The 19476-nt window shown below is 45.0% G+C and carries 15 protein-coding genes; 2 read left to right on the top strand and 13 right to left on the bottom strand.

Translation table 11 applies throughout. The features are described 5' to 3' along the window. Nucleotides 1–54: 54 nt before the first annotated feature. The 13 genes from ACVBDY_RS16925 to ACVBDY_RS16865 form a co-directional block, all read right to left on the bottom strand. Entirely contained in the window at nt 55–1236 is a 1182-nt protein-coding gene (locus ACVBDY_RS16925) for an aspartate aminotransferase family protein (protein ID WP_447176921.1), read from the bottom strand. 13 nt (nt 1237–1249) lie between these two features. Continuing rightward, nucleotides 1250–3280: an OstA-like protein gene (locus ACVBDY_RS16920; RefSeq protein ID WP_447176642.1), complete on the bottom strand. Its 2031-nt coding sequence runs from the start codon at nt 3278–3280 to the stop codon at nt 1250–1252. 155 nt (nt 3281–3435) lie between these two features. Continuing rightward, complete coding sequence (locus tag ACVBDY_RS16915) at nt 3436–4707, bottom strand: adenylosuccinate synthase (RefSeq protein WP_447176641.1); 1272 nt, start codon at nt 4705–4707, stop codon at nt 3436–3438. A gap of 134 nt (nt 4708–4841) precedes the next feature. Continuing rightward, a complete protein-coding gene (locus ACVBDY_RS16910; RefSeq protein ID WP_447176640.1) occupies nt 4842–5300 on the bottom strand; it encodes a Fur family transcriptional regulator in 459 nt (152 codons plus the stop codon). Nucleotides 5301–5609: 309 nt separating this feature from the next. Then, a complete protein-coding gene (locus tag ACVBDY_RS16905) occupies nt 5610–7826 on the bottom strand; it encodes a RelA/SpoT family protein (protein WP_447176639.1) in 2217 nt (738 codons plus the stop codon). Nucleotides 7827–8147: 321 nt separating this feature from the next. Beyond that, nucleotides 8148–9383 carry a M48 family metallopeptidase gene (locus ACVBDY_RS16900; RefSeq protein ID WP_447176638.1) on the bottom strand — a complete coding sequence of 412 codons (1236 nt, stop codon included), beginning with the start codon at nt 9381–9383 and terminating at the stop codon, nt 8148–8150. A gap of 14 nt (nt 9384–9397) precedes the next feature. After that, on the bottom strand, nt 9398–9688 hold the full coding sequence (locus tag ACVBDY_RS16895; protein WP_447176637.1) for a type II toxin-antitoxin system RelE/ParE family toxin: 291 nt from the start codon (nt 9686–9688) through the stop codon (nt 9398–9400). Next, nucleotides 9688–9936, bottom strand: a complete 249-nt coding sequence (locus tag ACVBDY_RS16890; RefSeq protein ID WP_447176636.1) for a hypothetical protein — start codon at nt 9934–9936, stop codon at nt 9688–9690. The genes ACVBDY_RS16895 and ACVBDY_RS16890 overlap by 1 nt, the downstream gene beginning before the upstream one ends. 77 nt (nt 9937–10013) lie before the next feature. Continuing rightward, complete coding sequence (locus tag ACVBDY_RS16885) at nt 10014–10817, bottom strand: TrmH family RNA methyltransferase (RefSeq protein WP_447176635.1); 804 nt, start codon at nt 10815–10817, stop codon at nt 10014–10016. Between the two features lie 336 nt (nt 10818–11153). Continuing rightward, a complete protein-coding gene (locus ACVBDY_RS16880) occupies nt 11154–12461 on the bottom strand; it encodes an amidohydrolase family protein (RefSeq protein ID WP_447176634.1) in 1308 nt (435 codons plus the stop codon). Beyond that, the gene (locus ACVBDY_RS16875; protein ID WP_447176633.1) at nt 12448–12771 is read right to left on the bottom strand and encodes a GIY-YIG nuclease family protein; all 324 of its coding nucleotides are present in this window, start codon (nt 12769–12771) and stop codon (nt 12448–12450) included. The genes ACVBDY_RS16880 and ACVBDY_RS16875 overlap by 14 nt, the downstream gene beginning before the upstream one ends. A 116-nt stretch (nt 12772–12887) precedes the next feature. Continuing rightward, nucleotides 12888–15863 carry an amidohydrolase family protein gene (locus tag ACVBDY_RS16870; protein WP_447176632.1) on the bottom strand — a complete coding sequence of 992 codons (2976 nt, stop codon included), beginning with the start codon at nt 15861–15863 and terminating at the stop codon, nt 12888–12890. Between the two features lie 223 nt (nt 15864–16086). Then, entirely contained in the window at nt 16087–17142 is a 1056-nt protein-coding gene (locus tag ACVBDY_RS16865; RefSeq protein ID WP_447176631.1) for a DUF3810 domain-containing protein, read from the bottom strand. A 472-nt stretch (nt 17143–17614) separates the two neighbouring features. Between ACVBDY_RS16865 and ACVBDY_RS16860 the strand changes: the two genes are divergently transcribed. Beyond that, nucleotides 17615–19078, top strand: coding sequence for an aminoacyl-histidine dipeptidase (locus ACVBDY_RS16860; RefSeq protein WP_447176630.1), 1464 nt, complete (start codon nt 17615–17617; stop codon nt 19076–19078). Nucleotides 19079–19207: 129 nt separating this feature from the next. Beyond that, a partial coding sequence (locus ACVBDY_RS16855) for a transposase (protein WP_447176613.1) occupies nt 19208–19476 on the top strand: 269 nt, incomplete at its 3' end.

The raw sequence follows: 19476 nt of genomic DNA, 5'->3' as shown, positions 1-19476 counted from the left end.
GCGGCCTTTATTTCCAGCAATTCCACGTATTTGTTATCAACAAAGTAGTTAACATTAATCGTGCCATTGATCCAGGACGTCCAGGATAACGGAGCACCCTTCACGTATTTCCTTTTCGGAAATGGTGAGGGGAGGGGTTATGCGTACTGCGTCGGGCTCAAAAAGCAGCCAGAACATCAGTAAGCCGCGTTTAAGGGACTCCAGGATGACATAATTGGTTATTTCCGCGCTGTCTGTCATTATGGCAAGCATCAGCCCCTTTCCGCGTACTTCTTTTATCCGCGGATGAACGAGTAGCCTGCGAAACAGTTTTTCTTTTTCGAGGGTATCTTTCATTAGGGAAGTGCCGGTGACTTCGCGTAATGTAGCCAGGCAGGCCGATGCTATTACCGGGTTTCCCCCGAAAGTAGTAACATGTCCCAGTTTGGGATTGTCCTTTAGCCGGGCCATCATGGCTTTTGATGCCGTGAATGCACCCACGGGCATACCTCCGCCCATGCCTTTACCCATAACCAGGATATCGGGAACAATACCAAAGTGCTCAAACCCGAAAAGTTTTCCCGTTCTGCCATATCCGGGTTGTATTTCGTCCAGGATGAGCAGAGTCCCGGTTTCATCACATCGTTTCCTGACTTTTTGCAGGTAATTATCGGAGGGGACAATGAATCCCGCTCCTCCCTGTATGGTTTCCAGCAGGACGGCTGCCGTTCTTTCTGTGATGTTTTCCAGGTCATCTTCTTTATTAAAGGTAATGAACCTGTTCCCCGGGATAAGGGGACGAAAGGCCTGCCTGCGTTCTTCGTGGCCCATAACACTCATAGAGCCCTGGGTATTGCCGTGATAGGCATTCCGTGCAGCAATGATTTCACTTCGTCCGGTAACTTTTTTGGCCAGTTTCAGGGCGCCTTCTATAGCCTCGGTACCGGAGTTGACAAGATATGTGGTCTCCAGTGGCGCGGGGAGATGTGATGCCAGTAACCTGGCCAGTTCTACTGCGGGTTGCTGGATGAATTCCCCGTAGACCATAACGTGCATGTACTTTTCGGCCTGATCTTGCACCGCCTGCACCACTTTAGGATGACTGTGCCCCAGGGTGTTGGCGGAAACACCCGCAATAAAGTCGAGGTAGGCTTTGCCAGTAGTGTCATAAATATAGCTGCCCTTAGCATGAGAGACTTCCAGGGCAAGCGGGTGGGGCGATGTCTGTGCCTGGAAGTTAAAAAAATCCTGTTTCATCATTGACATATTCCTATAAACCTTCTTCATTTTCCTCCCCTGTGCCTTGTTGTTCGGATGGCGGGGATGTTGCGTTCTTCTTTTCGTTTTCGGGAATGGAATCATTCCTCTTTGGCGGAATAATACTGTCCTGTTCCTTTTTTACCGGGATACTGTCCGTTACGGGAACACCCGGCGTTTGAAGTTTGAGGGAATCGGTTTCTTTTTTTTCCGGAACAATACTGTCTATCTTTTCGGAAAGGCTGTCTATTGCTTGTGTTACCGGTTTTCGGACTTGCAGGGAATCGGGTTCCTTGCTTTCAATGCCTGTACTGTCTTTTTCCCCGGGTGGTGTCACGGCAGTCGTATCTTCGGCTTCCGGCGGAATACTGTCTGTAACCTCCGCGGGAGATGAAGGCTCTTTCCTGGGAGGAAGTATTCCCGGCTCCTTATCCATCGCCCTGCGGTATTCTTCTTCCTCGGCTTCGATATCTATGGGATTGTCAATTCCCCGTATTTTTACGAGTTCGACATTGTTGTCGTCTTCGTCGAAAATATCATCCTTACTCCGAATCATTTGGTCGCCATACCAGACAAAACCCCGAAGTTTCCTGGCATTTTCGGGAAGCTGGTTTTCAGGGTACAGAATGGCATCGGGATTAATAAAATAGGAAATGTCCTGCATTTCGTTGTTCTCTATGGTGAACTGTATATTTCCGCTGACGTGTTTGTCAATGCCTATCAGTTCGTTTTTATCGTTCCGGGTGTAGTAGATGGATTCTGCATTTTTGATCATATCCACTACCCGCAGTTCATTCTCCTCGAAGTAACCGAGCAGCTCTTTTCCTTTGATCTGGTTATAGCCGTTTTTCTCCAGGGAATCTTTTTGTACGACAAAGGCATTGTCCCAGACATGGAGCGAATCGAGTTTTTCGGTTTCCGGATTGGAAAGGAGGTTGATGCTGTCTCCCGTCATCTGTGTTTCGCCGGACCACAATATGGGGCGGGTGATAAGCTGGGTGATCCCTGTCTTCTGGTCGGAATGTATGGAGTCGCATTTGCCGCTCAGGTCTGATTTGTAAAACCTCGCTTCCCGGAAAGCACGGATGATACGGTGTTCCGGTTTGCCGGTTACCATCAGGGTATCCCCATGTATGTATATGGAATCCTGTTCTACCAGGTTTACGGCCACGGCCCTTTTGGTTATGAATACGGAATCTTTCTCCTTGAAGACTTCCGCATAGTGCCCTTTAACGATTCCTTTATTAATGGTATCGGTAATCTTTATATTGTTGGTGGCGGAAGCGAAGTTTTTTTTCTGATTGAAATAGAGACTGTCCCCGTTGATAATCCGGTTATTGTAATCGACACGGGAATTCTTTACGAAATAGCCTTCTTCTTCCTCGGTTTTATAGAACCCTCTTTCACAGTATATGGTATAGTCTTCGCCGATAATAGTGGACGGGCCAAACATATAGGCATGCTTGGTGGTGGTGTAATAATCCAGCCGCAACGAGTGCACTTCGTATTCCGGGTTATCGATTTTTACATCGGTGACAAATTTGTATTTTTTGGGAGTAAGATAATAGCGTCCTTCCCGGCTGGTCAGTACGTTGGTGGAATCTTTTACCGTACCGAAAGAATTGTAATAGGCCTCCTGGGTGTTCCGGTCAAAATACAGTGTGTCCGTAGTAAGGGTCATGTCAGGATTTTGAAGCAATACGTCTTTTTGGGCCAGGGCGAGTTTGGTATTACCGTCATATTCTATATACCCGCTGTTTAACTGTACCGTATCTCCCTGTTGCAGAAATACATTGCCGAAAGCTTTCAGAAGATTTTCTTTCTGGTAAAAAATGGCTAGGTCGCACCAGAGGTCAATACCTTCGTGTTCAAACTGTACCTGCCGGTCATCCTTGCTGAAAATGGATGCCCCGGGGTATTTCTGTTCGTTCTGGTTGTATTCCCCGCTGTATATAATATTGATCTTCTTCTTTTCCTGGGCATGAACGGCCAGGGAAAGAAAAGCGAGAAGACAGAAAATTATTTTCTTAAAAAATACCGGCACGTTGTGAAATTTGTTTCAAAAATAGCTTTTTTGAACAAGGAAATAGCGGATTTAAGAGGAATTTAATAGTGGTGGCGGGTAATAAATTCCAAGTTGCAGGTTACAGGCTCCAAGTTATAAGGCCAACTTGTAACCTGCAACCTGTAACCAAAAATCTACCTATATATAGTCTGGGTCCTGTCTGGACCTACAGATACGATTTTCACAGGTACTTCCAGGTTTTTTTCCAGGAAAGCAATATAATCCTGGAGTTCTTCAGGAAGCTGGTCTGCCGAAGTCAACCCGGTAAGGTCCTGGTCCCATCCTTTTAATTCGGTATAGACAGGGGTTACGTTTTCCTTTTCAATGGAGAAAGGCATATGTGCTATGACTTCTCCTTTATATTCATATGCGGTACATACTTTCAAAGTTTCGAATTTGGAAAGTACGTCGGCTTTCATCATCATAAGCTGGGTGACGCCATTGACCTGGACGGCATATTTCAAAGCTACCAGGTCCAGCCATCCGCAACGGCGGGGACGCCCGGTCACTGCTCCGAATTCGTTTCCTATTTTTGCCATACGCTCTCCGTCCTCATCAAAAAGTTCGGTAGGGAAGGGGCCGCTTCCTACACGGGTGGTGTAGGCTTTAAAGATCCCGTAGACCTCCCCGATGCGGTTTGGTCCTATTCCCAGCCCGGTACATGCGCCGGCAGCCGTAGTGTTTGATGAAGTGACAAAAGGGTAGGTGCCGAAATCAATATCCAGCAGGGAGCCCTGTGCGCCTTCGGCCAGTATCTTTTTGTTTTCTTTCAGCGATCTGTTCAGGTATTCTTCGCTGTCGATAAAACGGAGTTCTTTGAGTGTTTTTACGGCTTCGAAAAACTCCGCTTCCATTTCCGGAAGGTTGTACTGAAGGTCCACTTCGTAATGGCGGATCATGGTTTCGTGCTTTTCGGCCAATGCGCGGTACCTGGCTTCGAAGGTGTCCAGTTCCAGGTCTCCGACACGCAGACCGTTTCGCCCGGTCTTGTCCATATACGTAGGGCCAATACCTTTTAGCGTAGAACCTATTTTGGCTTTTCCTTTCGCAGCTTCCGAAGCAGCGTCCAGGAGACGGTGTGTAGGCAATATAAGATGTGCCTTACGTGAAAGTATGAGTTTGCTTTTGTAATCGATATCGAATTTTTTCAGTCCTTCCAACTCACTTACCAATACTACCGGGTCTATAACGACACCGTTTCCTATAACATTGATGGCCTCGGGGTGAAAAATTCCGGAAGGGATAGTGCGCAATACGTGTTTGATCCCGTCAAATTCCAGTGTATGCCCTGCATTCGGGCCGCCCTGAAAACGGGCTATGATGTCATAATCTTTGGTGAGGACATCTACGATCTTGCCTTTTCCTTCGTCTCCCCACTGGAGTCCGAGTAGTAAATCTACTGCCATTGTCTTGTTCGTGTTTATCTTGTCTTTTCGTTAATACAATATACCGACTTCTGTCAGGTGAAATAATAATAGGGCCACGGAAAAACCGCTTGTCCTGACAGCGAATCTGTTTCCTGGTTTATGTCGTTACGGATTTATGATTTTTCTTCTTCCTTGGTAGCGTAAAAATACAGGGAATGATTGTGTATTTTGATATTGAAAACTTCTTCTATCGTTTGTTTTATGGATTGGATACGCGGATCGCAAAACTCCATAACCTCACCGGTATCCGTAAGTATAACGTGGTCGTGCTGCCTGTCAAAATACGATTTTTCGTAGTGTGCCTGGTTCTGGCCAAACTGGTGCTTTCTTGCCAGTCCGCATTCCAGAAGCAGTTCTATGGTATTGTACAGGGTAGCCCTGCTGACCCGGTAGTTTTTGTTTTTCATTTTAATGTACAGCGACTCTATGTCAAAGTGCTCCTCATTGTCATATATTTCCTGGAGAATAGCATAACGCTCCGGGGTTTTCCTGTGACCGTTGTCTTCCAGAAAACGGGTGAAGACATTTTTAACTATCTCCTGATTCTTCTTATTGGTCGTCTCATTTATCATAACGAAGGACATCAAAAAAATTAACACACAAACTTACATATTTTTTTTTCGTTCCTGCAACATTTTCGCAATTCCGGAAAATATGTAAAGTTCTAATATAAAATGTATAACGGGCTAAAGTAGCCTGTTTTTAACGTTTTTATGTGAAAATGTAGTATAACGCAAATTATAACCACATCTCCGCTTCAGGCATTCATCCGGAAAAAATCCCCCGGCTGTTGCCTGCACAAAGATACGTAAAGATTTTGGTTTGATACTATCCCTTTCTTATCACGAAAGACGGATATGTGGTGTTGTGGCGCCGTTAGTTTATAACCGGGATACTTTGTCGATACCGTTTACCTTTTTCAGGTTGTCGATAAGTTTTTTCAGGATGGTGTTGTTTTTAACCACTACGGTGATCTTGCCCGAAAAGATACCGTCGTTGGTATCGAAATTAATATTTCTCATGTTTACGTGCATATTATTGGAGATCACTTTAGTCACATTATTCACCAGGCCCATATTATCTATTCCGGAAAGGCTGAGCATGACCACAAATTCTTGCTGGGTGGAATCGACCCATTTGGCGGGAATGATCCGGTAGGCGTAGTTCGATTGCATGGCTATGGCATTCGGACAGTCCTTTTTATGTACTTTGATCCCTTCGTTCACCGTAATAAAACCAAAAACATCATCTCCAGGAATGGGATTACAGCAACTGGCCAGTTTGTAACTCAGTTTTTCTTCTTCCTTACCGAAGACCAGCATGTCGTATTTGGCCGTCACTTCTTCCCTGTCCAGGTCTTCCTGCTGCGGAGCGGAAGGGGTTTTCCGGATGCGGTTCTTGAAAAAGTTGATAAAGGTATTGGTACGGGAAGCCGCAAAGTTTTTCAACATCTGGTTGTCTATGGTACCGATTCCTACACGGAAAAACAGGTCCAGGCTGGTTTTCAGTTTGAAGTAAACCACCAGTTCGTTGACCACTTTTTCGTTTAGAATGATCTTAAGATGTTTTAGCTTGCGGCGTAAAAGTTCTTTTCCTTCTTCGCCTATCTGCTTTTTGTCTTCCTTCAGGGAAGTTTTTATTTTGGAACGTGCCCTTGCCGTTGTGGAATAATCGAGCCAGTTGGCATTGGGTTTGGACTGCTCGGAGGTTATGATCTCCACCTGGTCACCGCTTTTCAGTTCGTAGCTGAGCGGAACCAGTTTGCCGTTTACCCGGGCCCCACGGGTATGCATGCCTACCTCGGTATGGATATTAAAGGCAAAGTCGAGTGTGGTTGCGCCTTTGGGCAGAGATTTAAGTTCGCCTTTAGGGGTAAAGACAAAGATCTCCTTGGAATACAGGTTGAGTTTGAATTCCTCAACAAAATCCACAGCGTTGGAATTGGGATTTTCCAATGCTTCCTGGAGACGATTCAGCCATACTTCTATGCCCTGTTCCTTTTGGTCCCCGTGTTTGTATTTAAAGTGTGCGGCATAACCTTTCTCGGCGATCTCATGCATCCGATCACTCCGTATCTGTACTTCCACCCAACGCCCTTTCGGTCCCATCACCGTAATGTGCAGCGCTTCATACCCGGTAGATTTAGGAGAGGATATCCAGTCGCGTAACCGGACGGGATTGGGACGAAAATGATCCGTCACTATAGAGTATATTTTCCAGGCGAGGAATTTTTCGTTTGCCGAATCGGATTTGTAAATAATACGTATGGCAAATTTATCGTAGACCTCATCGTAACTCACATTCTGGACCTTCATTTTTCTCCGGATGGAGAAGATGGATTTAGGCCGTCCCTTGATCTGGTAGTTCAGGCCTTCTTTATCCAGGCTTTCCCGTATAACATCGGAAAAGGCGGCGATATAGGCTTTCTGTTCCTCTTTGCTTTCTTCTACTTTACTGAGGATATCGTTATACACTTCCGGTTCCGTATATTTCAACCCGAAGTCTTCCAGGTCGGTCTTGATGTTGTACAGGCCGATCCGGTGGGCCAGGGGGGCATAGATATACAGCGTTTCCGAAGCTATTTTCAGCTGTTTGTGTTCCGGCATAGACTCCATGGTCTGCATGTTGTGCAGCCGGTCTGCAATTTTGATGATGATCACCCTTGCGTCATCGTTGAGCGTAAGCAACATTTTACGGAAATTTTCCGCTTGCAGGGATATATCCTTCTCTTTGCTGAGGTGCGATATCTTGGTGAGTCCGTCCACAATAAGGGCAACGGTCTTCCCGAACATTTTTTCGATATCATTCAGCGAATATTCCGTATCCTCTACGACATCGTGAAGCAGGGCTGCCGCTATGGATGTGGCGTCCAGTCCTATTTCGGAAGCAACTATCTTGGCTACGGCAATGGGGTGGAAGATATAGGCTTCCCCGCTCTTACGCCGCTGATCTTTATGGGCATCAACAGCTGTGTCAAACGCTTTCCGGATAAGTTTTTTATCTTCATCGCTTAACGTTTGATAACTGATGCGAAGCAGCTCTTTATATTGCTTGGCAATCTCTTTGTTCTCTTTTTCCGTATCAATCACTACTGCCATAAAAGCACTTTCTTTTGTCGGTTACAAGGTTTGTGTCCGGCCAGTGTTCCGGGATTTTCCCGAAGCCATGGCTTTACATAAAGTTAATAAAACTTTTACAAATAAACAGCAAATTCCGTGCCTTAAAAAATCCGGTTCATTTTTTACCGTACAGGTTGTTACCAGGTCTTTTGTGTGGCGATTATATTTCTTTATTACCTATGAACTTAGTATATGACAAAAGCTGAGTTTCGCTAATTCCTCTCCCGAAAGCTCGGGGTTAAACAGATTTTCCGATCAAATTGTACAAAACAGATTTTTATCAATTTAAAAGGACAGGATTTAATGCTTTCTGAGGTTTCGTATACGCTGCAATAGTGTGGGGTGGGAGTAATGTATGTTTACATAGGCCGGATGCGGGGTGAGATTGCTGAGGTTGTTTTTGCTCAGTTTTTTCAGGGAGGTTATCAAGGGGGAGGGACCATAGGTTTTTTTAGCGTAATCATCTGCCTGGTATTCGAACTTTCTGGAAATATAATTCATGATAAATCCTGTTATTTCCGAAACGGGACTGTAGAGTATGCCGAAGGCTATAAGCCCGGTGTGGAAGCTTTGCTGCGTTACGCCCAGGGCATAAGACAATTCCGGGATGCGGATGCAGAGGGAAAGAATATAGAGCGTAAACCCCGTGAGCAATACGGATGCCAGTATATTAAACAAAATGTGTTTTCTTTTGTAATGACCGACTTCATGGGCCAGGACAGCAACGATCTCTTCGGTGTCCAGGTCCCGGACCAGGGTGTCGTATAAGGTGATCCTCTTCTGCCGGCCGAAACCGGAAAAATAGGCATTGGCCTTGGTGGACCTCTTGGAACCGTCGATAACAAATATTTTATTGAGGGTAAAACCTACGGTAGAAGCGTATTTCTCTATGGCCGTTTTCAGTTCGCCATCTTCCAGCGGGGTTTGTTTGTTAAACAGCGGAACAATGAGTTTGCTGTAGAACATGTTCATGAATACGGTGAAAACGGCAACTGCTCCCCAGGCGTATAACCAGAAGTTTTTTCCCGCCACCTGGTAAAACCATATGATTAAGGCCAGGATTCCGCCACCTATAACAGCTCCCATGATCCAGCCTTTTAACTTATCCAGGAAAAAAGTCTTTTTCGTGGTTTTGTTGAACCCGAATTTTTCTTCGATGACAAAAGTGTGATAGTAAGAGAACGGCGTGGTGAGCATGTCGCTGGCAAAAAGTATAATGCCAAAAAAAATCAAGGCTATTACAATTTCGTTATTCGAAATGCCACGTGCTATCTGGTCTACATATTCAAAACCGCCGAGAAAAAAGAAAGCCAGTGTAAGTACGAGGGAAAAAGCCGAAGACACCTTTGAAAAGCTATAATTGGTCTTTTTATAAGCCTGGGATTTGACGTATTCCTCATCGTCATAAACGTCACTTAATTCTTCGGGAACGGCATCGCCGAAATGCTTTGCGTTCAGGTAGTCCAATACCTGGTCTACAATAAAATCCAATAATAATATGCCGATGATAATGTAAAAAAGTACGGTTGGAGTCATGAATTTCTCTTTTGTTAAAATACGATCTTATCAGGATTTTGTTTAGTATGAAAAATGTCTAAGATAATGACTGAAGTTTCTTTTCGTTCATAAACGATCTTATAACTCCATTTGGGTATAAATCTGTATTTTTCCTTTTGAATAATTGGCTCTTTGGCATATTCGAACCGTTTATCCCCCAGAGAATCTCCAATTTCCAATAAAGTGTCGATTACTCTTTCTGCGTTTTGGGGACTAAATGGATAGATATAATCGTAGATGCCGGCAAGAGATTCCTTAGCTTTTTCCGACCAGATCACTTCCATTATTTGCGATTCAGAATATAGTTTTTAACTTCTTCGGATGTATAGGTTTTGTCCCCTTTTTGAATACCCGTACTGATTTTTTCAATATGGGCAATATACTTTACTTTGGTCAAAGGTTCCCCATTGGAAGTATAAGCTACAATTTCGGTTTCTGAAAGAAGTTGTTCGATCTGGTCCAATACAGAATCATCCTGAACCTCCAGTATTTTTTTGGTAATATTAATTTTTCTGTCCGATGTAGTTTCCATAACGCTAAGATACGATTTTTTGAATTATAGATTCACCACTGTTACCCGAATCCTGTGGATTTGAAATATAGGGACATTTACAGGAACCCTCTCTGCCTCTTTGCTTCGAAAATCAGAATTGCCGCACTGACGGAAACATTCATGGAATCTATTTCTCCCTGCATGGGAATGATAATATTCCGGTCTGAATTCCGGAGCCATTCGTCGCTCAGACCGGTAGCTTCGGCACCAACCACCAGGGCGGTAGCCCCGGTAAAATCTACTGTATGATAATGGACGGATGCCGTCAGCGCGGCACAATAGGTCCGTATGTTGTTTTTCTTCAGGAAGCCCAGGACTTCTGCCGTACTTCCCGTGGCAATTGTTCTGGTAAACACACATCCGACACTGGAGCGAATAATGTTAGGGTTATAGAGATCCGATTTCGGATTGGCAATGATCACGGCATCTATGCCGGCCGCATCTGCGGTGCGGAGAAGCGCCCCTATGTTCCCGGGTTTCTCCGGGGCTTCGGCAACGAGGATAAGCGGGTTTGTTTTTGTAAATGAAACCGTGTTCAGCGTGTGTTCTTTACTTTCGGATATGGCCAGTATACCCTCCGTTGTCTCCCGGTAGGCCAGTTTCTGGTATACTTCCCTGGAGATACTTATGATTTCCGGTTTCCGGGGGATATTGTCAAAAAGTGCTTCTATTTCAGCCGCCCGGAAGAGGTCTTCATATATCAAAACCGAATCGATCTCGTAATTTCCTTTTAAAGCCAACGACAGTTCCCGCTTTCCTTCCAGAACAAATAAACCGGATGTTTTCCGTGTCCTGGATTTTTCCTTGAGTTGGAGTACCTGTTTTACGATCGGGTTCTGAACACTGCTTATTGTTTTCAATCTGGACGTTTTGCCGCAAAAATACGAATCTTCTGCTTACTCACTAAGTGTCCCGATAATATCGGGATTAAATACCCCGGTACCTGTTCTGAGCGGTCGAAAGGTAGATTCCGGGTTTCAGGGTATAAATTACAAGTTGCAGGTTCCAGGTTCCAGGTTCCAGGTTTCAGGTTTCAGGTTTTGTTTTGTAAGGCATTGGTTGTCAAAACCTCTACAGAGGTGACTGAGTGTTCCGAACTGTGTTCGGAATGTACCGAAGCCACCGGGCCCCCAAAATAACACAAGGCCGTCTCTGGGGGATAAGACGGCCTTGCAGGTGATCTATACGGGTAGAGGTTAACGTTCGGCCTCGTATTTGCCCATATAGCGTTTCCACAATTTGGTTTGGTGTGATTCCAGGCTTATTTCCCTGCCCTGGATAAAAGCGTGGGGAAGGATGTTGGTGCGCATATCCAGCGCATCTCCTTCGGAGATAAATAAAGTGGCATCTTTTCCGGTTTCCAGGGTTCCGGCAAAGTCATCGATGCCCAGTATTCTGGCATTGTTTTCCGTGATGATCTGTACGGCTTTCTCTTTGTCCAGACCGTAAGCGGCAAATGTGCCTGCGTAGAAAGGAAGGTTACGCGTGTTCATACGTTCCATGGCCCCGCTCATTTCCAGGCCGACCAGGATGCCTTTGTCCGATAACATTTTGGCCAGCATATACGGTTGTTTCACATTGTCATCTTCTCCGGAAGGGAGTCTGTGCGGCCGGCTCAGTACTACGGGAATATTATTTTTAACCAACAGCCCGGTTACTTTATAAGCTTCTCCGCCCCCTACGATAACAATTTTCTGTATCCCGTTTTCTTTGGCAAAGTTGACGGCATCGGTAATTTCTTTTTCGCCATCGGTGTTTATGTACAGTTTCTGAGAACCGTCAAAAAGCCCTGTAAGAGCTTTAAAAGGAAGGTTTTCAGGGGATTTGTCTCCTTTCAGATAAGCTTTTGCCCCGGTTATGAAAGTCGTGATCTCCCGTACTTCCTTCTCGTATTCTTTGTTTGGCATAAACTCGCTGGGGCCGCTGAATCCCCATCCTTTGGAACGGAAGGCATTGGGCCAGTGCATGTGGATACCGTCGTCCGTTTTGATAGCCGCGTCTTCCCAGTTCCAGGCATCCAGTTGTACCACCGAAGATGTCCCGGAAATAAGTCCCCCTCTCGGGGCTACCTGGGCCATCAGAATCCCGTTGGGTCTACAGCTTTCCACCACTTTGGATTCCGCGTTGTAGGCAATAAGGCTCCTGACATGCGGGATCAGTTCGCCGGTATCCGCCTGGTCGTTACTCGCCCTTACCGCGTCTACTTCCACCAGTCCGAGGGTGGAGTTGGCGGCAATAAATCCCGGGTATACGTGTTTACCGGATGCCTGGATAACCTTGTCGTATTCCGAAGCCGAAACTCCCGATTGCGGCCCGGCATAGGTGATCTTCCCGCCTTTAAATCCGATCGCGCTGTTTTCTATGACACTACCGTTACCTATATGCGCCGTAGCGCCGGTTATAAGAACAGATTCGGTTTGCTTTGCTGCCGGGGTTTGCTGTGCGGAGATAACCGTACAGGAAAGTAGCAGCACGAAATAAAATATATTTTTATGAATTTTCATGAGTAAAATTTTTATAATGTGTTTTATTTCTGCATTCAGATAATGTTTGAAGTAATTCAGAATTACCTGCTATGAGGGCAAGTTTCTTTTTTCTACTCCATTTTTTTAATTTCTTTTCAAATATCTCTGCTTGCTCAAATTGCATAAATTCCTGATGGAAAATAAGTTTCACAGGCCTTCTTCTATACGTATAGGAATCCTTATTTAGGCCATTATTATGCTCTTTAATTCTTCTTTCCAGGTTATTGGTTAAACCTGTGTAAAGAGAATCATCGGAGCATTTTACAATATAAACGAAATAGAATTTCATTTCCCTGAATTTATATTTATCTGAACAATGTGTTACAAGCATATTAAGCCTCTCGACTCCGCTCGAGGTGACAGAGTTACTTTACAAGCTGTCCGGCCGAGCGGAGTCGAGGCCTTTTAAATTCCGTACACTTCCGTATCGCAGTGAAAATGCTTCTCTTCTTTCTGCTTCGGAGCCTGGGTTTTCATTCCCTTGTTCTTGGCTTTGATCATCTGGTTGATGAGGTCATTCCTTTCCTGTGCGATGCTTGCCTGCATTTGTTTCATCGTTTCATAATCGTAGTAAGGGACCCCTTCTATAAAGGTTTTTTCGGCAATAGCGTAAATGGACAGCGGGTGATCGCTCCAGAGCACTACGTCGGCGTCTTTCCCTTCTTTGATACTTCCTACCCTGTCGTCAAGATGCAGCATCTTGGCCGGGTTGATGGTAACCATTTTCCAGGCTTCCTCTTCGGAAACGCCACCGTATTTTACGGTTTTACCCGCTTCCTGGTTAAGTCTGCGCGACATTTCGGCATCGTCGGAGTTGATGGCGACGGTCAGTCCCTGGCTTTGCATAATGGCTGCATTATAGGGAATGGCATCATTCACTTCATACTTATACGCCCACCAATCGGAGAATGTAGAAGCACCGAGCACGCCGTGTTCCTTCATCTTATCCGCTACCTTATAGCCTTCGAGTATGTGGGTAAAAGTATTGACAGGAAAGTCAAATCTTTCCGTAACTTTCATCAGCATGTTGATCTCGCTCTGTACGTAGGAATGGCAGGTAATAAAGCGTTCTTTGTTAATGATCTCGGCAAGAGTTTCCATCTCGTAGTCAAAACGGTATGGTTTCCCGCTTTTCTTTTTGGCATCGTATTCTTTAGCACGCTGAAAATAGTCCGTATATACCTGTTCGACGCCCATTCTGGACTGTGGGAAACGGATGGTCTGCATATCTCCCCAGTTCGATTGTTTTACGTTTTCTCCCAGGGCAAACTTGATGAATTTAGGTGAGTTCTCGTAAATGAGTTTTTCTGCGGGCAGTCCCCACTTTAGTTTAATAATGGCCGATCTGCCTCCTATGGGATTGGCGGAACCGTGCAGTATCTGTATGGAAGTAACCCCTCCGGACAGATTGCGGTATATATTGATGTCATCCGCATCTATAACATCTTCCATAATCACTTCCGCGGAAGAATTATGCCCGGCTTCGTTAATGGAAGCGGCTGCGATATGCGAATGCTCATCTATGATCCCGGCAGTAAGGTGTTTTCCGGTGGCATCTATAACCGTGGCGCCACCTGCGGAAAGGTCTTTGCCTATACGGGATATTTTTCCGTTTTTGACCAGCACATCCGTATTTTCCAGTACACCGTCTTCCTCGCTGGTCCATACGGTGGCATTTTTAAAGAGAATGCTTTCCTGTTTCGGAAGTTGTGAGAATCCGTATGCTTTGTTCGGGAAGGTAACCGGAACTGTTTCCGGGACAAATTTTTCCTCTTTTTCTTTTTTCTCTTTTTCTTCGTAAGCTGATTTCCTGGTCGCGGTCCAGCTTCCTTCTGTGCCGTCCCCCGACAAGGCTTTGCCGCCAAGAGTTTCCGGGGTGGTAACCAAACCTGATAATCTCAGGAAACGGGAACCTTCTTTTTCGGGAGAAAAGAAAAGGTTGAACCAGCCGTTTTCATAAGTTAATTTGGAACTGATTTTGGTCGTGTCCGATTTCAGTTCCGGTTTCGGGGAAGAAACTTCCCCTGTAATGTTCAGGGTGTATGTTTTTCCACCTGCATTTAAAGTGTATTCACCGCGGATATCTTTGATGTTCCTGTCCGCTATAGTGTGCTTTTCTCCTAAAACCCAGTTTTCATAAAGGGTAGTTTTTTTGTCGAAGATATCTCCCGAGGTTATGAGAAAATTGGCATAACTTCCGTTTTTGAGATTACCTATATCACTTTTCCCCAGAAGCTCCGCAGGAACAGTGGTAAGGGCTTCCAGGGCCTTGGTTTTATCCAGTCCGTAATCAATAGTGCGGAGCAGGTTTGTTTTAAAGTCTGTCGTTTTTTCGAGTCCGGAGAGTGTGAATGCAAAGGGGACCCCGTTTTTGGCAAGGGCAGCGGGATTTCCGGGAGCCTGGTTCCACAAACGCATATCCGCGAGGGATACCTTTCCGGCCTGGTAAGGATCGGTTACGTCGTAGGCTTCCGGAAAGTTCAGGGGGAGGATAAAACTGGTCCCCGTAGCTTTTATTTCCGGGATACGCTGATATTCATCACCACCGCCTTTTAATATGTACTTCAGACCGAATTCCTTAGCGATCTTATAGGCACGAAGGTCGTTCTGGTAACTGCCCGCATCAAATATCTGGGGAAGGGTTTTATTCGTGTTCAGCGCTTCGAGAGACATATCCTTGTTCTCCGTATTTCCTCCTGCATACCACTCCGCGTCTTTATACATCTGGCGGATAAGCGCCATAGCTCCCATAAGCGAGGTAGGGTAATTCTGTGCAGAAGCAACGCTTTTGGTAAAAGAGAGATGCTGGGCGGCTTTTTCGTCCAGGATGCGCATATCATAAGTGTCCAGGGAATCCAGGGCAACGAGCACACTGGTACCCCGTACAATACCATCGGCCACGTGGGTGTTCACCGTACCGAAACCGGCCTGCAGTAATTCTTTGGCCTTCTTGGCGTCGAACGAAAACTTATCCAGGGCATTTTTCTCCGGCATAATATGATCGTTCCAGTAAAAGCCTTTCCGGGAAGCGTCGTATTGCGGCGAACGTCTGCCACGACCTTGCCTGGCAGGTTTTTGTATACCGAATTCGCTGTGAATATCAATAAAAGAAGGATAAATGTATTTTCCTTCCAGGTCTGTCACCACACTGTTACCGGGAATGGAAATTTTGCTTCCCACAGCGATAACTTTGCCCTTCTGAATTAGAAGAGTCCCTTTGTCGATAACCTGGGTGGGCGTGATGTAAATTTTCGCATTGGTAAATGCCGTGTAGTTGTTGTCTGTGGTTTTGACACCGTCATTCTTCGGAAAATATTCCTGGGCGTGTAGAGTAAACGAACACAGGAATACCAGTAATAATACGGGTAGCCTTTTTCTCATAACGTATTTGAATTAGAGTTTAGTAGGCTTAAAGTTAAGATAACTGTTAAAAAGCATGAGTTAGTTAAGGAAACTTTAACTTTTGATTATTAATGATCAAACAGACGTTCCCCGATATTTCTTTTAAGACAAAAAAACAGAGGATTTATACGATTTGTGTATTGTTGTTTTTTGCCACAGGTAAACTGAGGTATTCGGGGATAGGCTGGTAGGGAAGCGTTATTTATAAAGGATACCTTTTGTGGTAATTAACCAGGAGCGCCACGACATAACTGTATGTTTTTATTCCATCCGTCTGGTTGTTAGCTTTCAGGTATGCATTGAAGGTGTTTTTAAACACCGGTTCCGCCAGGTTTTCGTATTTGCTCCAGAATATGGCGACCTCTTCGTAATTCTTGAGAATACCCCGGTGCACCTGTTCCTTCAACCTGGTGAATTCTTCCCGGTCTCTCCGGTAAATCTCGTTCAGGCAATAGCGAAGCATATAAGCGTAACCGGAAAATTTAAAGTAAGGGTCCTTATTGGCTGTTGCAGCCAGGTAACCGATAAAATTGGCTTCGTTTTCCGCCGAAAAACCGATCTGGTGGGCTTCCTCGTGGCAGGTTATAAGCGGATAACGATAATCCAGATGGAGGCTGTTTACCTGGGCTTCGTTGGTAAACGGGTTAAGATAACCACTGTACCCCATATAGGTAAGGGGCAGGGAAAAAAGCGAACTTTTTATACTTGCAGGAGCGTAGTTGAAATGCGGATTATTTGCGGATATGACGGTATAACCGGAGGAAGACATACGATATATGTCCCTGCGGGAATAAGGCGGTTTGACCAATGTGGAGTCGTTTCCCGTAATTTCTTTTTGCAGGATATTAGTCCTGTCAATCAGTTTTTCAGTAAAGTTAACCAGTTCCTCTGTCGTATATGTATTTCCGATTTCAAGGGTCTGATGTATGGGAGGACGGTAATAGTTCATCCCCCAGAAGAGATGGAACGAAAAATAGACGAAAGAGATCACGATGAGGATCTCCCGGAAGAAGTACCACGGCTTACGCAAAAGATATTTTGTATTACGGACCAGGAAACGAAGTATGAAAATACCGGCAAGCGTATAAAAAATATCCCCGGCGGAAAAGGGAATCCATCCGAAAGCATAACGGAATCCCGCCGATATGAAAGGGTATATGCCGTTACTGTAATATTTTTCGATAAATTCCGGGGCCAGGGCCAGTAATTTGATGGCAATTACCTGGGGGATTATGGACAGCGCCAGGATGGTTCTCATTTTTTCGGACATGGGCTAAAAATAGGAAAATATATCCTATGACAGGAATACGGAATATAAAATTCCGGGCAAAAGCCCGTCCGTTGTGCTGGAAATACTCTTTTATATCGGGGTGACTTCGGTTTCTGTAAATTTTGGCACGAATACACGGATATATGAATAGTCATCTCAAAATTATTCGTGTATCCGCAGCAAAACGGATTTTCAGTTCGCCGGAAACCTATGGATTTCTAATTCATAATGTATTTTCAACCTCAAGCTACCAACTCCGAACTCATCAACTCCAAAACTAAAAAAGCACCTCACAACAAACCGTTTGAATTTTAATACGCATTTACCTTGTGTAAAATTCATCTGGAATTATTTCTCGCTTTTTCCGCAGCTTTCTGAGATCAGAGCAAAATACGGCTGTTAATAATCCTGTCCGGATTTAAAAGTTTCTGTAGTTTTGTAACAAACAAAAGGAAAAAATATGAGTTCAGAAATAAGATCCCTGGAACCTGCCGTGGTATGGAACAGGTTTGCAGACCTGAATGCCGTGCCCCGGGCATCCAAGAAGGAAGAACAGGTAATAGCTTTTATGTTGGATTTCGGAAAGAAATTGGGACTGGAAACCCTCAGGGACAAAACCGGAAATGTCATTATCCGTAAACCGGCAACACCGGGTATGGAAAACAGGAAAATGGTTGTGCTGCAATCACATCTCGATATGGTACACCAGAAAAACGCGGATACCGATTTTGATTTTAATACCCGGGGTATAGACATGTATGTGGAAGGAGACTGGGTAAAAGCCAGGGGAACTACGCTGGGGGCCGATAACGGACTGGGAGTAGCGGCTATTATGGCCATCCTGGAAAGTACCGATATACCACATCCGGCCATAGAGGCCTTGTTTACCGTCGATGAAGAAACCGGTATGACCGGGGCACAGGGGCTCGAACCCGGTTTGTTGAAGGGAGAAATACTGTTGAACCTCGATACGGAAGAAGATAATGAAATAGGTATAGGTTGTGCCGGGGGCGTGGATATAACCGCCCGGCGTACATATAAAGAAGAGCCCGTGCCCGACGATGCCGTCGCGTTTAAGATCACGGTGAAAGGATTGCAGGGCGGCCACAGCGGGATGGATATCCACAAAGGATTGGGTAATGCCAATAAAATAATGAACCGCCTGCTTTTTGACGGTTTTGAAAATTACGGTTTACGTATTGCCTCTGTAGAGGGGGGAGGGCTCCGAAATGCCATTCCACGCGAAAGTACGGCTGTGGTTGTGATAGAAAAGATACATAAGGATGCTTTCGTTTTTGAATTCGGTGAACAGGAACGGGATATCAAAAACGAACTGCAAACGATGGAACCGTCCCTGGAGATCACCGCGAAGCCCGTAGACAGCCCGCTGAAAGTTATGGAACTCGGGGTGCAGGAAGGCATTACGAAAGCTTTATACGGCGCACACAACGGCGTATACCGGATGAGTGCCGATATGATAGGGTTGACGGAAACATCCAATAATATGGCCAGAGTGGAGATCAAAGAAGGAAATATAAAGATCTCCTGTCTAACCCGTTCTTCGGTAGACAGTTCTAAAACGGACCTGGCCAATGCCCTTCGTGCGGTTTTTGAACTGGCCGGTTGTGAAGTGGAACTTTCGGGAAGTTATCCCGGCTGGCAACCCGACCTGGATTCTCCCGTATTAAAGGTACTTCGCAAAAAATATGAAATTCTGTTCCATGAAAAACCGGATGTAGCGGCATGCCACGCCGGACTAGAATGCGGGATATTGGGACAGAACTATCCGGAAATGGATATGGTTAGTTTCGGACCTACTATCCGTGGTGCGCATTCACCCGATGAAAAGGCAAACATAACATCGGTAAAGAAATTCTGGAAGTTCCTGAAAGAGATATTAAAGGACATCCCTGAAAAAGAATAAAAATATGAAACCTGTAGAATTCGGAACCTTTGTTGAGCAGTTAACTGCTCAACAAAGACCAAGATTTAAAATTAATTAATACTGACTACGCCTAACATAGGTTGCCTTTTTTCTTAAACTTAATGTATAATGAAAAAAGGACAAGAACACAGGGTGTTTGATTTAGGCCTCAAATTGCAATTAGTCAAGCAGATTGAAAAGGGAGAACTCCGGGTTCGTGATGTTAGCGAGCTTTATGATGTAAGTACCACGGCGGTATATAAATGGTTACGTAAATATTCCGATCTTTACGTGAGTAATACCCGAATGATAGTGGAAAGTAAAAGTTTATCAAAGAAGCACAAAGAGCAGGCAGAGCGCATTAAGGAGCTGGAACGGGCTTTGGGTCAAAAGCAAAT

Source organism: Sinomicrobium halophytocola (assembly GCF_052983395.1).
The sequence above is the reverse complement of the archived record's forward strand: the minus strand, read 5'-3'. Positions and strand labels throughout refer to the sequence as shown.